A 15,308-nucleotide genomic window follows, 5' to 3' on the forward strand; every position below is an offset into this window, starting at 1 on the left:
GAATCCCGTCGCTCACATCTCGAACGACTCGTGATGGATGCGGCGGGCGGGCACACCCGCGCCGCGCAGTGCTTCGTACACGGACTGTGCGAATCCGGGCGGCCCGCACAGGAAGACGTCGTGCTTGTCGATGTCGGGGAGCTTCTGCCGCAGCCGCTCCGCCGAGATGTCCGGGCGCTCCCCGTCCGGGCTGTTGACCGCGTACATCAGCCGGGCACCGCGCTCGTCGGCGATGGCGGCCAACTCGTCCCACAGCGCCAGGTCCTGGGTGCTGTTGGCCCGGTAGAGCAGGGTGATGTCGCCGGACGCGCCGGGCAGCGTCTCGAACAGGGCCCGCATCGGGGTGATGCCGACGCCGCCCGCGACCAGCAGCACCTTGCCGCGGCTGCGGCGGGCGGCGGTGAGCGCGCCGTACGGGCCCTCGGCCCACACCTTGGTGCCGGGCGTCAGCTCGCGCAGCCGTTCGCTGTGGTCGCCGATCGCCTTCACCGTGATCCGCAGCATGTCGGGGCGCGGGGCCGCCGACAGCGAGTACGGGTGGGAGCTGAACCGCATGCCCGGCGCCAGGAACCGCCAGCGGAAGAACTGGCCCGCCTCCGCGCCCATCCGGTGCAGCTTCTTCCCGCCGATCAGCACCGACACGATGCCCGGCGTCTCCTCGATGACCGCCTCGACACGCATCCGGTGCCGCAGGTTCAGCCGGATCGGAGTGAGGATCCGGTACCAGATCACCAGCGCCGTCACCGAGCCGTACAGCCCGTACCAGACGGTCTTCGCGACCGGCTCGACGGCGAAGTCGTTACCGGTGGTCAGCTGGTGCCAGAACGCCAGGAACACCGCCGCGTACGTCAGCAGATGCACGTGGTACCAGGTGTCGTACGGAATCCTGCGGCGGACCGGGCCGATCGAGATCAGGCCGATGAAGAACAGCAGACCGGTGCCGATGGCGGCCTTGCCCATGTCCGGCAGCTGGTTGATGGAGTCGATGGTCTGCTGGACGATGTCACCGAGGCCCTTGCCGGCCTGGAGGGCGTAGCCCCACATGATCAGGAAGACGTGGGCGAGGGTCAGACAGAGCGTGTAGCGACCGCTCATCGCGTGCCAGCGCGCCACCCGGTCGGAGCCCACCCGGCGTTCCAGCGCGGGCACCCGGGCCATCTGGAGCACGACGAGGGCCATGAGGTAGCCGGCGAGCAGACCGGTGATCCGGCCCGCGTTGAGGATCTTGCCGTTGTTGTCGCTGATGGACGGGGTGTTGGCCCACCACAGCCACAGCACTCCGGCCGCGCCGGCCCAGACGGCGATCAGCAGGATGGTCGCAGGGGAGCGGCGCGGGCGGATGCGGCGCATCGTCTGGCGGCGGGCGGCGCGGCCGCCTGCGAGCGTGGTGGTCACGGTTCCTCCGGGAACGGGAGCAAGGGGGTGGCGTGGTCCCTTGGCCCAGAGATACGTGTGAGGAGGCCGGTGTGTTCAGCCGTACGAACTCGTACGCCGTTCAGTACCGGGTGATCGCCGTCGGCCCGCTCGCCGTTCCGATCGCGAGGTGCGGATTGCGGCCGGGATCGGCCCATGTGAGGATCCGCCGCATGGCGTCCGCCGACACCGACACACAACCGGCCGTCGCCCCGCGCCCGTTGACATGCAGGAAGATGCCGGCACCCCGACCCCGCACCGGGCGCTCGTAGTTGAAGCCGATGACGAGCGCGTACGCGTACCGCGTGCCGTAGGAGATCAGGTGCTCGGCGTGGGCGGCCCGGCAGTCGGCGGCGCGGGGCTCGGTCCAGCGGTTGTAGGACCGTGAGTCGTCGTCCTGGCACCACCAGGAGTTCCTGCGCACGAGCCGGTACTTGTACGCCGTCCCGCGCGGCGCCGGCTTGATGCCGAAGGCGTACGGCAGGTCGTACAGCCCGGTCGGAGTCGTGTTCGTGCCCTGCTTCCGCGAGGTGCCCGCGACGAGCCCCTTCGCCCCGAAGCGGGCCGCGGCCGAACCGGCCTTCACCCACCGCCCGTCCCGCCGGTCCCACCAGTTCACGGTGCCGGACGTCGAGCCGGCCTTCGCGGCCACCGCCGTGATCAGCTGGCCGCCGCCGCCCGTGTCCGCCATCCGCGCGGGCAGCGGGGCGTCGGCGGGCGCGGCACCGAGCACGAGCGGGCACGCGGACACCAGGGTGGCGACGACAGCGGGGCGCATGCTTCAGACCGTAGACGGCGGAAGCGGCAACGGCAGCCCGGGTAGGCCATCCAGGCTGGTGGCGACGTGGTCCTTCTTGGTGAAGTACTCGCTGAGCGAGTCGTCGTCCTCGCGCGCGAAGCGCTGGGCGTGCAGTACGCGGTCGCCGTCGTACGACATGTAGGGCACCGCGAAGCCGCAGGAGTCACGGACGAGTTCGGCCCGGACGACGATGATCGCGCGCAGCCCGTGCGCGGCGGGGTCGATGTCCGGGAAGTGGCCGAGCAGTTCGGGGAAGCGCGGGTCGTCGCGGAAGACCGGCTCGCCGCGGCCGTGCACGCGGACGATGTTCGGCGGACCCTGGAAGGCGCACCACATGAGGGTGATACGGCCGTTCTCCCGCAGGTGCGCGATCGTCTCCGCGTGGGACCCGGCGAAGTCGAGGTAGGCGACGGTGAGCTCGTCGAGGATCGCGAAGGAGCCCTTGAGGCCCTTGGGGGAGAGGTTCACCGTGCCGTCACCGGACAGGGGAGCCGTCGCGGTGAAGAAGAGGTGCTGTTCCTCGATGAAGGTGCGGAGCCGGCCGTCTATGCGCTCATAAGTCTTTCCCATGTCTAACGATTATGAGCGCAAGTCTTTCGATTGTCTAAGGAATTGCGGAAGTCGGTCTTCGACGTCCGCTGTCGATGTCCACTTCCGTTGAGACGTCCGTGGCCGCCCCGGCCGGCACTCACGCGGGGCGGCCACAGCGCCTGTCACGTCACTTGGTGAGCGTGCAGGCGGCCAGGGAGTCCAGGCCCTGGGGCTTGGCGGCGGTGCGGCCGATGGCGGTGGCGATGCGGTTGACGGTGGCGACGCGCTTGTCCTTGAGGGGGCCGACGATGGCGTTCTGGACGAAGTTGGGGCCGCCCTGGCCGACCGTTTCGACGAGGCGCTTGTTGGCTTCCTGGATCTGGGTGTTGAGGAGGGCCAGGTTCCGGTCGACCTCGGCCTTGGCGGAGGCGGGGACCGCGGGGAGCTTCGACTTCACGTCCGGACAGGTGATCGTGCCGGCCGCGTTCGGGTTGCCGGTGTTGCCCGTGTTGCCGCCGGTCTGCTGCTGAGGGGGCGCCGTCGCACTGGGCTTGGCGGAGTTCTGGGCACCGCCCGCGTTGGTGCCGCTCGCGTTGAGGGTGCAGGCGGCCAGGGAGTCCAGGCCCTGGGGCTTGGCGGCGGTGCGGCCGATGGCGGTGGCGATGCGGTTGACGGTGGCGACGCGCTTGTCCTTGAGGGGGCCGACGATGGCGTTCTGGACGAAGTTGGGGCCGCCCTGGCCGACCGTTTCGACGAGGCGCTTGTTGGCTTCCTGGATCTGGGTGTTGAGGAGGGCCAGGTTCCGGTCGACCTCGGCCTTGGCGGAGGCGGGGACCGCGGGCAGCTTCGACTTCACGTCCGGGCAGGTGATCGTGCCGGGGCCCGCCAGTGTCCGCGCGCTGTTCCCGTTGTTCTTGGAGGTCTCCCCGGCGAGGGCGAAGCCGGCGATCGCCGTGCCGGACAGCGCGACTGCGGCAGCGCCGCCGATGAACGCGACGCGACGCTTGTTGTACTTCGGAAGAGCCCTGGACATGCGGATGCCTCACTCGGGTCAGGGGTGTCGTGGTCGTGGTTGACAAACGCGGCGCCTGCGTTCGGCGTGAGATACGGGTAAGCGGTTTCCCGCGTTCAAAGGATCTTCAAATTTCCTACACCCGGAACCTCGATTGACGAATCATGCAGAGTCCTGCATACTCATGCATGCCAGTGAACGCACTATGAGGAGAAACCCGTGACCGAGCGCGTCGTACTCGCCTACTCGGGCGGACTGGACACCTCCGTCGCCATCGGCTGGATCGCCGAGGAGACGGGCGCCGAGGTCATCGCCGTCGCGGTCGACGTCGGCCAGGGCGGCGAGGACCTGGACGTCATCCGCAAGCGCGCGCTCGCCTGCGGCGCCGTCGAGGCCGAGGTCGCGGACGCCAAGGACGAGTTCGCCGACGAGTACTGCCTCCCGGCGATCAAGGCCAACGCCCTCTACATGGACCGCTACCCGCTGGTCTCCGCCCTCTCCCGGCCGACGATCGTCAAGCACCTCGTCGCCGCCGCCAAGAAGCACGGCGCCACCACGGTCGCCCACGGCTGCACCGGCAAGGGCAACGACCAGGTCCGCTTCGAGGCGGGCATCGTCGCCCTCGCCCCCGACCTCAAGTGCATCGCCCCGGTCCGCGACTACGCGATGACCCGCGACAAGGCCATCGCGTTCTGCGAGGAGAAGAGCCTCCCGATCGCGACCACCAAGAAGTCCCCGTACTCCATCGACCAGAACGTCTTCGGGCGCGCCGTCGAGACCGGCTTCCTCGAGGACATCTGGAACGCCCCGATCGAGGACATCTACGAGTACACCCGGAACCCGGCCGTCCCGCGCGAGCCCGACGAGGTGATCATCACCTTCAAGGAGGGCGTCCCGGTCGCCATCGACGGCAAGCCCGTGACCGTCCTGCAGGCCATCCAGCAGCTCAACGAGCGCGCCGGAGCCCAGGGCATCGGCCGGATCGACATGGTCGAGGACCGCCTCGTCGGCATCAAGTCCCGCGAGGTGTACGAGGCTCCCGGCGCGATCGCCCTGATCACCGCCCACCAGGAGCTGGAGAACGTCACCGTCGAGCGTGAACTGGCCCGCTACAAGCGGCAGGTCGAGCAGCGCTGGGGCGAGCTGGTCTACGACGGCCAGTGGTTCTCCCCGCTGAAGCGGGCCCTGGACGGCTTCGTCAACGAGGCCAACCAGCACGTCTCCGGCGACATCCGGATGACCCTGCACGGCGGCCGCGCGGTCGTCACCGGCCGGCGCTCCCAGTCGTCGCTGTACGACTTCAACCTGGCGACGTACGACACCGGCGACACCTTCGACCAGGCCGCGGCCAAGGGCTTCATCGACATCTACAGCCTGTCGTCGAAGATCGCGGCGAAGCGGGACCTGGCGTAAGCAGTAGCGTGATGACCGCCTCCTCACTCACGCCGTGGGGAGGCGGTGGCACATCCAGACCTCTTGAGGAGCAAACGCAAGTGAGCAGCAACAGCGGTGACGTACGGCTCTGGGGCGGCCGTTTCGCCGACGGTCCCGCCGAGGCCCTGGCGAAGCTGTCCGCGTCCGTCCACTTCGACTGGCGGCTCGCGCCCTACGACATCGCCGGTTCGCGTGCCCACGCGCGCGTGCTGCGCAAGGCGGCGCTCCTCACGGACGACGAGCTGACCCGGATGCTCGCCGGGCTCGACCGGCTCGAAGCGGATGTCGCCGACGGTTCGTTCGTCGGCACCATCGCCGACGAGGATGTCCACACCGCCCTGGAGCGCGGCCTGCTGGAGCGCCTCGGCCCGGACCTCGGCGGCAAGCTGCGCGCCGGCCGGTCGAGGAACGACCAGGTCGCGACCCTCTTCCGCATGTACCTGCGGGACCAGGCCCGGATCATCGGCGGCCTGATCGCCGACCTCCAGGACGCGCTGATCGGCCTGGCGGAGGCCCACCCGGACGTGGCGATGCCCGGCCGCACCCACCTCCAGCACGCTCAGCCGGTGCTCTTCGCCCACCACGTCCTGGCCCACGTCCAGTCCCTCTCCCGGGACGCCGAGCGGCTGCGCCAGTGGGACGAGCGGACGGCCGTGTCGCCGTACGGCTCGGGCGCCCTCGCGGGCAGCAGCCTCGGCCTGGACCCGGAGGCGGTCGCGCGCGATCTGGGCTTCGAGCACGGCAGCGCCGGCAACTCCATCGACGGCACGGCCTCCCGTGACTTCGTGGCGGAGTTCGCCTTCATCACTGCGATGATCGGCGTCAACCTCTCCCGCATCTCGGAGGAGATCATCATCTGGAACACGAAGGAGTTCTCCTTCGTGACCCTGCACGACGCGTTCTCCACGGGCTCGTCGATCATGCCGCAGAAGAAGAACCCGGACATCGCCGAGCTGGCGCGTGGCAAGTCCGGCCGACTGATCGGGAACCTGACCGGCCTCATGGCCACCCTCAAGGCCCTCCCGCTCGCGTACAACCGCGACCTCCAGGAGGACAAGGAGCCCGTCTTCGACTCCTGCGACCAGCTGGAGGTCCTGCTCCCCGCCTTCACCGGCATGATCGCCACCCTGACCGTCAACCGGGAGCGCATGGAGGAGCTGGCCCCGGCCGGCTTCTCGCTCGCCACGGACATCGCCGAGTGGCTGGTCAAGCAGGGCGTGCCGTTCCGCGTCGCGCACGAGGTGGCCGGCGAGTGCGTGAAGGTCGCCGAGGCCGAGGACAAGGAGCTCGACGAGCTGACGGACGAGCAGTTCGCGAAGATCTCCGCGCACCTGACCCCCGAGGTGCGGACCGTCCTCAACGTCCACGGCGCCCTCGCCTCCCGCAACGGCCGCGGCGGTACGGCGCCCAGCGCGGTCGCGGTCCAGCTGGCGGAGGTCAAGCAGGACGTGGCGGCCCAGCACGAGTGGGCCACGGCTAAGGAGAAGCGGTAAGGGAAGCGCCCCTTGGGGGCGCGGGGAACTGCACGACCAGCCACAACGATCCCGCACTCGCCAAAGCACCGTAGGAACCGAGCTCCGAGGCGGTAGTCGAAGGTCATCGAGGGTTACGTTGGTCATGAGCCGCAAGGAGCCGACCGAACGGAGCCCGCGATGCCCTTCGCACGTCTCGCGACCGCCACGACGCCCACCTGCCACATCGGCTTGGGTCTCGCCGCAGTCGGCCGCCCCGGCTACATCAACCTCGGCCGAGACCACGACCTCGGAGAGGACCGCAGCGTCGCGACGCTGCGCACCCGCACCCACGAACTCCTCGACGCCGCCTACGCCCAGGGCGTCCGCTACTTCGACGTCGCCCGCTCCTACGGCCGCTCGGAGGAGTTCCTCGCCGACTGGCTGAACGCCCGGCCCGACATCGAGGACATCGTCGTGGGCAGCAAGTGGGGCTACACCTACACCGCCGGCTGGACCACCGACGCGGAAGAACACGAGGTCAAGGACCACAGCGTCCAGACGTACGAACGGCAGCGCGCCGAGACCGACGGACTCCTCGGCGACCGGCTCGACCTCTACCAGATCCACTCGGTGACCCCGGACAGCCCGGCCCTCACCGACAAGGAACTCCACGCGAAGCTGGCCGAGGCCGCCGCGCAGGGCCTCACCATCGGCTTCTCCACCAGCGGTCCCGACCAGGCCGACGCCATCCGTGCAGCGCTCGCCGTCACGGTCGACGGCGAGCCCCTCTTCCGTACCGTCCAGTCGACGTACAACGCGCTGGAGACCTCCGCCGCCCCCGCCCTCGCCGAGGCGCACGACGCCGGGCTCACGGTGATCGTCAAGGAGGCCATGGCGAACGGCCGGCTCGCGGACCCGCACGTGCCGGACGCGCTGAGGGCCGTAGCCGAAGAAACGTCTCTCGGCTGTGACGCGGTCGCCCTCGCGCTCGTCCTCCGTCAGCCGTGGGCCGGAGTCGTCCTCTCCGGCGCCGCCACCGTCAACCAGCTCGCCTCCAACCTGCACGCCGCCGTGGTCGACCTCGACGAGGACCAGCTGACCCGGCTCGCCACGCTCGTGGAGGAACCGCACGCCTACTGGGAGCGGCGCGGGCAGTTGCCCTGGCACTGAGAAATCCTGCTGAGCGCGGCCACTGTGAGACGTGCATGCCCGTGGTGAGACACATATGTCTCACATGGGCTATCGTTGTCTCATGGCCGTCGATCGTGACCACGTACTGCGCAGCGCCGCAGCCCTGCTGACCCGTAACTCCACCGCGACCATGGACGAGGTCGCCAAGGCGGCCGGGATCAGCCGGGCCACGCTGCACCGCCACTTCGCCGGACGCGACGCGCTCGTCCGGGCGCTGGAGGCGCTCGGCATCGCGGAGTGCGAGGCCGCCCTGGACGCGGCCCGCCTGGACGACGGGCCCGCGAGCGACGCCGTACGGCGGCTCGTGCGCGAGCTGGAACCCGCCGCCGGACTGCTCGCCTTCCTCTACACCGAGAACCAGCTGTTCGAGGGCGAGGAACTGCACGCGGGCTGGACCCTGCTCGACGAGCGGATCTCGGCCCTGTTCCGGCGGGGACAGCTGAGCGGTGAGTTCCGCATCGATCTGACGCCCGCCTGGCTCACCGAGGCGCTCTACGGACTGCTGGCCTCCGGCGCCTGGATGGTGCAGAGCGGCAAGGGCGCGCCCAAGGACTTCCACCACATGACCGTCGAGCTGCTGCTCGGCGGCGCACTGCGACGAGACGAACCACAAAGGCCACAGAGACCACAGAGAGAGGAAGCATGACCAGCACCCTGCAGCCGGCGAACCCGACCGAGGCGGTGAAGCGCCCCGGCCGTTGGCTCGCGCTGTCCGTCCTCGTGCTCGCCGTGCTGCTGGTGGCCGTCGACGCGACCGTCCTCGGCCTCGCGACCCCCTACATCAGCGAGGACCTGAAGCCCTCGGGCACCCAGCTCCTCTGGATCGGTGACGTCTACTCCTTCGTCATCGCCGGACTGCTCGTCTCCATGGGCAGCCTCGGCGACCGCATCGGCCGCAAGCGGATCCTGCTCATCGGCGCCACGGCGTTCGGCGCGATATCCGTCCTCAACGCCTACGCGACGACACCCGAGTTGATGATCGTCGCCCGGGCGCTGCTCGGCGTCGCCGGCGCGACCCTGATGCCGGCCACGCTCGCCCTGATCCGCAACCTCTTCCACGACCCGCGCGAGCGCAGCCTCGCGATCGGTATCTGGGGCGCGACCGCTTCCGCGGGCACGGCGATCGGGCCGATCATGGGTGGCTTCCTGCTCGAACACTTCTGGTGGGGCTCGGTCTTCCTGATCAACCTTCCCGTGATGGCGGTCCTCGTGCTCGTCGGCATCAAGCTGCTGCCCGAGTCGCGGAATCCTCGTCCCGGTCCGTGGGACGCGCTGAGCGTCGCCCTGTCGCTGATCGGCATGATCGGCATCGTGTACGCCGTCAAGGAGGCCGCCAGCCATGGCTTCACGTGGGAGCCGCTCGCCGCGGGCCTACTGGGCGCGGGCGCGCTGTACGGCTTCGTGCGACGCCAGCTCACCCTGCCGAACCCGCTGCTGGACATGCGGCTGTTCCGCAACCGCGGCTTCAGCGGCGCGGTCCTGGCCGACCTGTTGACCATCCTCGGGTTGTCGGGGCTGGTGTTCTTCCTCTCGCAGTACCTGCAACTCGTTCAGGGCAGGCGGCCGTTGGAGGCGGGTCTGGCCGAACTGCCCGCCGCCGTGGGCGCGGTGGTGGCCGGTCTGGTCGCCGGTACGGCGGCCCGGCGCTTCTCGGTCCGCTCCGTGGTCTCCGGCGGACTCGCGGCCGTCGGCCTCGCGCTGGCCTCTCTCACCGTGATCGACCAGTCCACGGGCTATCCGCTGCTCGGCGCGGCGCTGCTGGTCGTCGGCGTCGGCGCCGGCTTCTCGTTCACGGTGACCGCGGACGTGATCCTCTCCGGCGTGCCCAAGGAGCAGGCGGGCGCCGCGTCCGCCGTGTCCGAAACGGCGTACGAACTCGGCGCGGCCCTCGGCATCGCCCTGCTCGGGTCGATCGTGACCGGCGTCTACCGCGGCTTCGCCGGCCCGGCGGGCACCCCGGCCGAGGCGCATGAGTCGTTGGGGGGTGCGGTGGAGTCGTCGGTGGGCCTGCCCGCGCAGACATCCGAGGCGATGCTGGACGCCGCCCGCCAGTCCTTCGTCGACGGCCTGGCGCTCGCGGCGGGCGCGGGCGCGGCGGTCCTGTTGGCCGCGGCGGTGGCGGCCTGGTTCCTGCTGCGCGGACAGCGGCTGGAGGGCGGGGCCGAGCATCCGTGACCCGGCCGCAGGCGTGCCGGGCGGTTCTGGTTGCCGTCGCGTCGGCGGGCGGGCGGGAGGCGCGCAGGCGCTAGGGCCCTTCTGATGGATCTCCGTGGGAGAAGGACCGGCGTCCGGTGCGTGCGCGCGGTGCGGCGAGAGTGCGTGCCGGGCGTCGCGACGCCGCGGAGATCCATCAGAAGGGCCCTAAGGCCCGACGCCACGGAGTCCGTTGCTGAACCGGCATCCGACAGGGCTGGTCCACCGGTTGCCGGGCGCGCCCGTCGAGGCCGCTCGGCGTGTTCCTCACGCCGGTTTTAAGTCCGTTTTCGCCCTCGCCTGATGGTCTTGGCTCCGTACCCGGCGTCGTTCCCCACGGCCGAAGGAGCCACCGATCATGACACGTCGTACGAAGAAGGCGATCGTCACCGTCTCGTTCATCGCCGCCGCAGGGCTGGCGGGCGGCGGCGTGGCGCTCGCCGCCGACGGTGAGAAGACGCCGCGCGAGCAGGTCCGGTTCGTCGTCGAGGAGGGCGACTCCTCGGGCGGCGGTGCGGCGGACCGCGAGGACTGCCCGTGGAAGGACGGGGGCGGCTCCGCCACCCCGTCGGCGGGCACCGGCGATCCCGCCTCGGAGCTGTGACCGTGTCGACCGCCCCGGCCGGCCCGACGTCCCAGGACAAGGTCCTCGAAGAGGCCCTCTTCGAGGTCAAACGAGTGATCGTCGGCCAGGACCGCATGGTGGAACGGATGTTCACCGCGGTCCTGGCCCGCGGCCACTGCCTGCTCGAAGGCGTGCCCGGCGTCGCCAAGACGCTGGCCGCGAAGACGCTCGCGCATGTCGTCGGCGGCCGCTTCGCCCGCCTCCAGTTCACCCCCGACCTCGTCCCCTCCGACATCACCGGCACCCGTATCTACCGGCCCTCCCAGGAGGCGTTCGACATCGAACCGGGGCCGGTCATCGCCAACATCGTCCTCGCCGACGAAATCAACCGCGCCCCCGCCAAGGTGCAGTCCGCGCTCCTGGAGGTCATGGGCGAGCACCAGGTCTCGATCGGCGGCACCACCATCCCCGTCCCCGAGCCGTTCCTGGTCCTCGCCACCCAGAACCCCATCGAGTCCGAGGGCGTCTACCGGCTCCCCGAGGCCCAGCGGGACCGCTTTCTGCTCAAGGTGGAGATCGCCGCGCCCAGCGAGTCCGAAGAACTCGCCATCCTCTACCGGATGAGCGTCGACCCGCCCCGGCCGCGCCGCATCCTCACCCCCGAAGGGCTCGTCGCCCTCCAGCGCACCGTCGACGAGGTGTTCGTGCACCACGCGGTCGCCGAGTACGCCGTACGACTGGTCTGCTCGACCCGCGAACTCGCCGGTCCGGAGAGCCGGTTGGCGCACGGCGCGGGCCCGCGTGCCACGCTCGGCCTGATCGCCGCCGCCCGCGCCCTGGCGCTGCTGCGCGGCCGGGGCTACGTACTCCCCGACGACGTAAGGGACTTGGCGCACGAGGTGATCGCCCACCGCCTGGTCCTGTCCTTCGACGCGCTCGCCGACGGTGTCACTCCGGGCGAGCTCGTCGACGAGGTGCTCGCGGCCGTGCCGCAGCCCCGGATCAGCCCACGCCAGGTCGAGGCGGGCGGCGTCGAGGCGGGCGGCGAGGAGGCCGTCGCATGACACCCAGCCTGCACGAACTCACCCCCGAACAGGCGCTCAAGCACCTGGAGCTGCTCTTCACCCGCCGCCCGGACGGACTCCTCCAGGGCGACCACCCCGGTCTCCTGCCCGGCCCCGGCAGCGAGGTCGCGGAGACCCGGCCGTACGTCATCGGCGACGACGTACGCCGGATGGACTGGAACGCCACCGCCCGCACCACCGTCCCGCACGTCCGCCTCACCCTCGCCGACCGCGAACTCACCACCTGGATCGTCCTCGACGCCTCCGCGAGCATGGACTTCGGCACGGCCCGGATGGAGAAGCGGGACCTGGCGGTGGGCGCGGCGGCGGCCGTCGCCTTCCTCACCGAGCGGGCCGGCAATCGGCTCGGCGCGCAGATCACCGGGCCGCAGGGCATACGGCGGATCCCGCCCCGCACCGGACGGCGGCACCTGCTGACGATCCTGCGGGCCGCCCTGGACCGCCCGCGCGTCGCTCCCGGCGCCGCGGACTCCACCCTCGCCGAGGCACTGCGCGAGCTGCGCGTCCTGCCGGCCCGCGGCCTGGTCGCCGTCGTCTCCGACTTCCTGGAGACCGGCTGGGAGCAGCCCCTGCGCACCGTGGCCCACCGCCACCAGGTCCTCGCCGTCGAGACCGTCGACCCGCGCGAGATGGAGCTGCCCGACGTCGGGTTGCTCACCGTCGTCGACCCCGAGACCGGACGCAGACGCGAAGTGCCCACGCACACACGGCGGTTGCGGGACCGGTACGCCGAGGCCGCGCTGGAACAGCGGGCCCTGATCAAACAGTCCATCCGCCGCGCGGGCGCCGCCCACCTCAGGCTGCACACGGACCGCGACTGGGTCCGTGACGTCGTCCGGTACGTCGAGGACCAGCGGCGCCGAGGGGGAGGCGGCGCCGCATGACACACGCGACTGCGGGATGCGACGGAGGGGAGGAACCATGGGTCTGCGGTCACCGGGCTGGCTGCTGCTCCTGTTGCCGCTGGCCGCGCTGATCGGCGCCTATCTGCTGGTCCAGCGCAGGCGCGGCCGGTACGCCGTCCGCTTCACCAACCTCGATCTGCTCGACAAAGTGGCGCCCCGCCGGCCGGGCTGGCGCCGACACGTCCCGGCGGGCGCGTTCTGCGCGACCCTCGCCCTGCTGGTGCTGGGCTTCGCCCGGCCGACGGCCGAGGTCCAGGTGCCCCGGGAACGGGCCACGATCGTGGTCGCGTTCGACACGTCCGGGTCCATGGAGGCCACCGACGTCGAACCGACCCGGTTCGTGGCCGCCCAGCGCGCCGCCCTCACCTTCATCGACCGGCTGCCCGAACGCTTCAACACCGGGCTGGTCACGTTCAGCGGCAACGCCACGGTCGCGGTTCCGCCGACCACCGACCGCGCGGTGCTGCGCTCGGCGATCGAACAGCTCACCGCGGGCCAGGGCACGGCGATCGGCGAAGCCGTCATCGCCGCGCGCAACGCCATCCGGGCGCTCGACCGGCAGGCCGAGACCGAACCGCCGCCCGCGCACATCGTGCTGCTGTCCGACGGCTCCAACACCGTAGGCCGGTCGGTCGAGTCGGCGGCGGCGGAGGCGTCCGCCGACCGGATCCCGGTCTCGACGATCGCCTACGGCACCGAGGACGGGGTCGTCGACCTCGGCGACGGCCGACTCCTCCAGGTCCCCGTCGACGGCCCCGCCCTGGAGAACCTCGCCTCCCGCACGGGTGGCGACTACCACGAGGCCGCGACGGGGGAGGAGCTCGAGGCCGTCTACGAGGACATCGGCAGCTCCGTCGGCCACCGCACCGAGGAACGCGAGATCTGGCAGTGGTTCGTGGCAGGCGGCCTCGGCATGGCCCTGGTCGCCGCGGCGACGTCGCTGCTGTGGTTCTCGCGGTTGCCATGAGGGGCGGGTCGGTGTGGTGCCGTGCGGTGGCGCGGGCGCCGGCTGGTTTCTCGCCCCCGCCGCCCCTACCCGTCCCATCCCCAGGGGCGCTGCCCCTTCGACCCCGCCAGGGGCTCCGCCCCTGGACCCCGGCATTCGCACCCACCGCTACCGGCCGACGGCAGTTCCGGGGCCGCCGGCCTGCGGCGGGTCCGCTGCTCGATTCGCGGCAGGCCCGGAGGCGTTGGCCGATGGCGGGTCCCGTTGCTGGGCCTGCGGCGGGTCCTGTTCCTTGGCTTACGGCGGGTCCCGTGGCCCGGCCTACGGTGGGTCGCGTTGCTTGGCCTGCGGCGGGCTCGTTGCTCGGTCTGCGGCAGGCCCGGAGGCGTTGGCCGATGGCGGCTCCCGTTGCTCGGCCTGCGGCGAGTCTCGTTCCTTGGCCAATGGCGGCTCCGGTTTGCCCGGCCCACGGCGGGTCCCTTTTCCCGGCCCACGGCGGTTCCAGGCTCCCCGATCTGGAGTTCGAGGCTCCCCGACCCGCCAGTTCCCGGTTCCTCGGCCCAGGCACTTCCCGGTTCCCCGACCAAGGAGGCAGACCGTGACAGACCCCACGTACTCCGGCCCGCCGGGCACCCCCGACCCTGGCGCTCCCACTCGCCCTGCGAGCCGCACCGACCCGACGGGTCCGAGGACGCCGGACGGACGGGCGGAGCCGACCCCGAACGCTCCGCCGAGCGGCTCAGCTGCCCTCGGCGGGCCCCCGGCCGCACCAGGCCTCGGCAGGCCCCCGGCCACAGCCAGGGTCGGTGAACCCTTGACCGCACCCGCCGCGCCCGCCCCCGGCACAACCCCTCCCGCCCTCGCCGACCCCCCACTCGGCCTCGGCGAACCCCGCGGCCCCTCCTTCCTGCCCGGTCGGCCCCCCGCACTCCCCGACCGACCCACGCCGGAGGCGCTCGCAGCGGCGCCGCCAACGACCCCGTTCGCCTCCCCGCACGCGCACGCCCCCGTACGCCCCCCGCGCCCCCGCACCCTCCGCCCCCTCACCACCGCCATCCTCGCCGCCGTACTCGCGGGCGGTGCCGCCGGATACGCGGCCGGCGCCCTCGGCGACGACGACCCCGGCGCCCCGGCCCCGGCCGCACGCGCCTCCGGCGACCTGGAAGCCGTCGCCGCCCGCGTGCTGCCCAGCGTGGTGTCCGTCCGGACGGCGAACGGGCAGGGCTCCGGGTTCGTGTTCGACGAGCGCGGCCGGATCCTGACCAACGCCCATGTCGTGGAGGGCAGTTCACGCGTCACCGTCGAACTCCAGGACGGCCGCAGCCTGAGCGCCGAGGTCGTCGGCGACGACCCCGCCCACGACGTGGCCGTACTGGAGCCCGAGACGTCACGCGGCCTGAGGGCCGCCGACCTCGCCACCGGCACCCGCCCCGGCGTCGGTGACACCGTCCTCGCCATCGGCTCCCCGCTCGGCCTCAGCGGCACCGTGACCTCCGGCATCGTCAGCGCACTCGACCGCTCCGTACGGCTCGGCGACAGCGACAGCGCCGGTGGCGCCGGTGGCGGACAGCAGCGCGCCCTGCAGACCGATGCCTCGATCAACCCCGGCAACTCCGGCGGACCCCTGGTCGACGCCGACGGCCGGGTCATCGGCATCAATACGGCCATCGCGACGTTGGACCAGCAAAGGGGCGGCTCCATCGGCATCGGCTTCGCCATCCCCGTGGCCGACGCCGCGGACGCCGCCCGCACCATCATCGACGGCGGATAAGGGGTCTCC

14 protein-coding genes are annotated in these 15,308 nt (G+C 71.5%); 10 read left to right on the forward strand and 4 right to left on the reverse strand.

Features of this window, described 5'->3' with window-relative positions; all coding sequences use genetic code 11:
- Positions 1 to 12 precede the first annotated feature (12 nt).
- The 4 genes from ABT063_RS19960 to ABT063_RS19975 all read right to left on the reverse strand — a co-directional run bounded on the left by ABT063_RS19960 (position 13) and on the right by ABT063_RS19975 (position 3,776).
- Positions 13 to 1,395, reverse strand: a complete 1,383-nt coding sequence (locus tag ABT063_RS19960) for a ferredoxin reductase family protein (RefSeq protein ID WP_351058680.1) — start codon at positions 1,393 to 1,395, stop codon at positions 13 to 15.
- Between the two features lie 100 nt (positions 1,396 to 1,495).
- Positions 1,496 to 2,191, reverse strand: a complete 696-nt coding sequence (locus tag ABT063_RS19965; protein WP_351058681.1) for a L,D-transpeptidase family protein — start codon at positions 2,189 to 2,191, stop codon at positions 1,496 to 1,498.
- Between the two features lie 3 nt (positions 2,192 to 2,194).
- The gene (locus ABT063_RS19970; RefSeq protein WP_351058682.1) at positions 2,195 to 2,782 is read right to left on the reverse strand and encodes a pyridoxamine 5'-phosphate oxidase family protein; all 588 of its coding nucleotides are present in this window, start codon (positions 2,780 to 2,782) and stop codon (positions 2,195 to 2,197) included.
- Positions 2,783 to 2,930: 148 nt separating this feature from the next.
- Positions 2,931 to 3,776: a hypothetical protein gene (locus tag ABT063_RS19975; protein ID WP_351058683.1), complete on the reverse strand. Its 846-nt coding sequence runs from the start codon at positions 3,774 to 3,776 to the stop codon at positions 2,931 to 2,933.
- A 198-nt stretch (positions 3,777 to 3,974) separates the two neighbouring features.
- On the opposite strand from ABT063_RS19975, the gene ABT063_RS19980 reads away from it, so the two are divergent.
- The 10 genes from ABT063_RS19980 (at position 3,975) to ABT063_RS20025 (ending at position 15,299) form a co-directional block, all read left to right on the forward strand.
- Positions 3,975 to 5,168 (forward strand): argininosuccinate synthase, encoded by a 1,194-nt coding sequence (locus ABT063_RS19980; protein ID WP_351058684.1) that lies wholly within the window; start codon positions 3,975 to 3,977, stop codon positions 5,166 to 5,168.
- A gap of 80 nt (positions 5,169 to 5,248) precedes the next feature.
- Positions 5,249 to 6,682 (forward strand): argininosuccinate lyase, encoded by a 1,434-nt coding sequence (gene argH / locus ABT063_RS19985; protein WP_351058685.1) that lies wholly within the window; start codon positions 5,249 to 5,251, stop codon positions 6,680 to 6,682.
- A gap of 159 nt (positions 6,683 to 6,841) precedes the next feature.
- Positions 6,842 to 7,813 carry an aldo/keto reductase gene (locus tag ABT063_RS19990; RefSeq protein ID WP_351058686.1) on the forward strand — a complete coding sequence of 324 codons (972 nt, stop codon included), beginning with the start codon at positions 6,842 to 6,844 and terminating at the stop codon, positions 7,811 to 7,813.
- An 82-nt stretch (positions 7,814 to 7,895) separates the two neighbouring features.
- The gene (locus ABT063_RS19995; protein WP_351058687.1) at positions 7,896 to 8,480 is read left to right on the forward strand and encodes a TetR/AcrR family transcriptional regulator; all 585 of its coding nucleotides are present in this window, start codon (positions 7,896 to 7,898) and stop codon (positions 8,478 to 8,480) included.
- The gene (locus ABT063_RS20000; protein WP_351058689.1) at positions 8,477 to 10,009 is read left to right on the forward strand and encodes an MFS transporter; all 1,533 of its coding nucleotides are present in this window, start codon (positions 8,477 to 8,479) and stop codon (positions 10,007 to 10,009) included. The genes ABT063_RS19995 and ABT063_RS20000 overlap by 4 nt, the downstream gene beginning before the upstream one ends.
- Positions 10,010 to 10,385: 376 nt before the next feature.
- Positions 10,386 to 10,631, forward strand: coding sequence for a hypothetical protein (locus tag ABT063_RS20005; RefSeq protein WP_351058690.1), 246 nt, complete (start codon positions 10,386 to 10,388; stop codon positions 10,629 to 10,631).
- Positions 10,632 to 10,633: 2 nt separating this feature from the next.
- Complete coding sequence (locus ABT063_RS20010; protein WP_351058691.1) at positions 10,634 to 11,656, forward strand: AAA family ATPase; 1,023 nt, start codon at positions 10,634 to 10,636, stop codon at positions 11,654 to 11,656.
- Positions 11,653 to 12,561, forward strand: coding sequence for a DUF58 domain-containing protein (locus ABT063_RS20015; RefSeq protein ID WP_351058692.1), 909 nt, complete (start codon positions 11,653 to 11,655; stop codon positions 12,559 to 12,561). The genes ABT063_RS20010 and ABT063_RS20015 overlap by 4 nt, the downstream gene beginning before the upstream one ends.
- A gap of 37 nt (positions 12,562 to 12,598) precedes the next feature.
- A complete protein-coding gene (locus tag ABT063_RS20020; RefSeq protein ID WP_351058693.1) occupies positions 12,599 to 13,549 on the forward strand; it encodes a VWA domain-containing protein in 951 nt (316 codons plus the stop codon).
- Positions 13,550 to 14,342: 793 nt separating this feature from the next.
- Complete coding sequence (locus ABT063_RS20025) at positions 14,343 to 15,299, forward strand: S1C family serine protease (protein ID WP_351058694.1); 957 nt, start codon at positions 14,343 to 14,345, stop codon at positions 15,297 to 15,299.
- Positions 15,300 to 15,308 lie beyond the last annotated feature (9 nt).

The sequence above is a fragment of the Streptomyces sp. NPDC002838 genome (assembly GCF_040295365.1).
GTDB lineage: Bacteria > Actinomycetota > Actinomycetes > Streptomycetales > Streptomycetaceae > Streptomyces.

Bases quoted from the DNA above. Each gene is read 5' to 3' on its own strand.
- ABT063_RS19990 (WP_351058686.1), top strand. From the start codon at position 6,842: ATGCCCTTCGCACGTCTCGCGACCGCCACGACGCCCACCTGCCACATC.
- ABT063_RS20015 (WP_351058692.1), top strand. From the start codon at position 11,653: ATGACACCCAGCCTGCACGAACTCACCCCCGAACAGGCGCTCAAGCAC.
- ABT063_RS20000 (WP_351058689.1), top strand. From the start codon at position 8,477: ATGACCAGCACCCTGCAGCCGGCGAACCCGACCGAGGCGGTGAAGCGC.
- ABT063_RS19995 (WP_351058687.1), top strand. From the start codon at position 7,896: ATGGCCGTCGATCGTGACCACGTACTGCGCAGCGCCGCAGCCCTGCTG.
- ABT063_RS20005 (WP_351058690.1), top strand. From the start codon at position 10,386: ATGACACGTCGTACGAAGAAGGCGATCGTCACCGTCTCGTTCATCGCC.
- ABT063_RS19970 (WP_351058682.1), bottom strand. From the start codon at position 2,782: ATGGGAAAGACTTATGAGCGCATAGACGGCCGGCTCCGCACCTTCATC.
- ABT063_RS19965 (WP_351058681.1), bottom strand. From the start codon at position 2,191: ATGCGCCCCGCTGTCGTCGCCACCCTGGTGTCCGCGTGCCCGCTCGTG.
- ABT063_RS19975 (WP_351058683.1), bottom strand. From the start codon at position 3,776: ATGTCCAGGGCTCTTCCGAAGTACAACAAGCGTCGCGTCGCGTTCATC.
- ABT063_RS20020 (WP_351058693.1), top strand. From the start codon at position 12,599: ATGGGTCTGCGGTCACCGGGCTGGCTGCTGCTCCTGTTGCCGCTGGCC.